The 1269-nt window shown below is 65.6% G+C and carries 2 protein-coding genes; both read right to left on the bottom strand.

What is annotated here, in order from left to right; translation table 11 throughout:
- Positions 1-43: 43 nt before the first annotated feature.
- A complete protein-coding gene (locus tag WEB03_RS01700; RefSeq protein ID WP_368069241.1) occupies positions 44-919 on the bottom strand; it encodes an IS3 family transposase in 876 nt (291 codons plus the stop codon).
- On the bottom strand, positions 916-1203 hold the full coding sequence (locus tag WEB03_RS01695) for a transposase (RefSeq protein WP_368069240.1): 288 nt from the start codon (positions 1201-1203) through the stop codon (positions 916-918). Before WEB03_RS01695 ends, WEB03_RS01700 begins: the two co-directional genes overlap by 4 nt.
- Between the last annotated feature and the right edge of the window lie 66 nt (positions 1204-1269).

The following is a 1269-nucleotide window of genomic DNA, read 5'->3' as shown; positions in this document are numbered from 1 at the left end:
TGAGCTTGCCCCGGTTCCCCGGACAGTTTGATTCTTGGCATGGTTATGCCGCAACCTCCGGTGCGGTGTACAACCGTTCGTAGTCTACCGGGCTGAGGCTTCCGATGGCCGAGTGGCGGCGGCGCGGGTTGTACCAGGCCTCGATCCACTCGAAGATGGCCGCCGCCAGCTCCTTGCGGGTTTGCCACTTTTTTCGGTCGAGCAGCTCAAGCTGGAGCGTTCCAAAGAAGGACTCCATCATCGCGTTATCGTAGGCCGAGCCGACGCGGCCCATCGACCCTAGCAGGCCGGCCTGGCGCAGCCGGCGCCCGAAGGACCAGGAGGTGTACTGGGAGCCGCGGTCGGAGTGGAGGATCGTCTTGCCGGGAACCGGACGCCTGCGCCAGCGTGCCATCTCGAGGGCGTCAACGACGAGCTCTGCGCGCAGGTGGTCGGCGATCGACCAGCCGACGATGCGGCGGCTGTAGACGTCGAGCACTGCCGCCAGGTAGACCTTGCCCTCTCGCGTCGGGTGCTCGGTGATGTCGGTGAGCCAGAGCCGGTCAGGCGCGTCCGCTACGAAGCGGCGCTGCACGAGATCGTCGTGGACGGGCGGCAGGGGACGGACATGCTTACGCCGGCGCCGGTAGACGCCGCACAAATTGGCGGCTCGCATCAGTCGGGCGACACGCTTGCGGCCGCAGCGAACGCTCCTATCGAGCCGCAGTTCGTCAAAGATGAGGGGCGCGCCGTACGCCCCCCGCGACATGGTGTGGATCTCCTTGATCTGCAACGTGAGCGCCTCGTCAGCCACGGCCCGCGCCGACGGTGGGCGGCCCCTCTGCTCGTAGTATCCCGAGGCCGAGACACTGAGCATCCGGCAGGCCACCGCGACACCAATTCCGTCCGCGGCAAGCTCCTGGACCAGCCGGAACCTCATTTTGGGAGGACGTTCTCGCGGGCGAAGTACGCCGAAGCTCTCTTCAGGATCTCGATCTCCATCTCCAGCACGCGGTTCCGCCGCCGCAACTGCACGAGCTCGGCCCGCTCCTCCGTCGTCAGGCCTTCCCGCTTGCCTTCGTCGATGTCCGCCTGCTTCACCCAGTTGCTGAGCGTCTGGTCTGAAATGCCGAGATCGGCTGCGAGCTGGCGCAGCGGCTTCTCACGCTGCCGCGCTAACTCCACTGCCCTCTGACGGAACTCCAATGGGTGCCCCTTGGCCATCCTGGACTCCTTTCTGAGCGAGAATCTCGCTACAGTGTAGGTGTCCGGAAAAGCGGGGTAAGCTCA

Source organism: Nitriliruptor sp. (genome assembly GCF_040882075.1).
Taxonomy (GTDB): domain Bacteria; phylum Actinomycetota; class Nitriliruptoria; order Nitriliruptorales; family Nitriliruptoraceae; genus Nitriliruptor.
Note: the sequence above shows the minus strand (reverse complement) of the source record. Positions and strands in the feature narration are given on the sequence as shown.

Bases quoted from the DNA above. Each gene is read 5' to 3' on its own strand.
- WEB03_RS01700 (WP_368069241.1), bottom strand. From the start codon at position 919: ATGAGGTTCCGGCTGGTCCAGGAGCTTGCCGCGGACGGAATTGGTGTC.
- WEB03_RS01695 (WP_368069240.1), bottom strand. From the start codon at position 1,203: ATGGCCAAGGGGCACCCATTGGAGTTCCGTCAGAGGGCAGTGGAGTTA.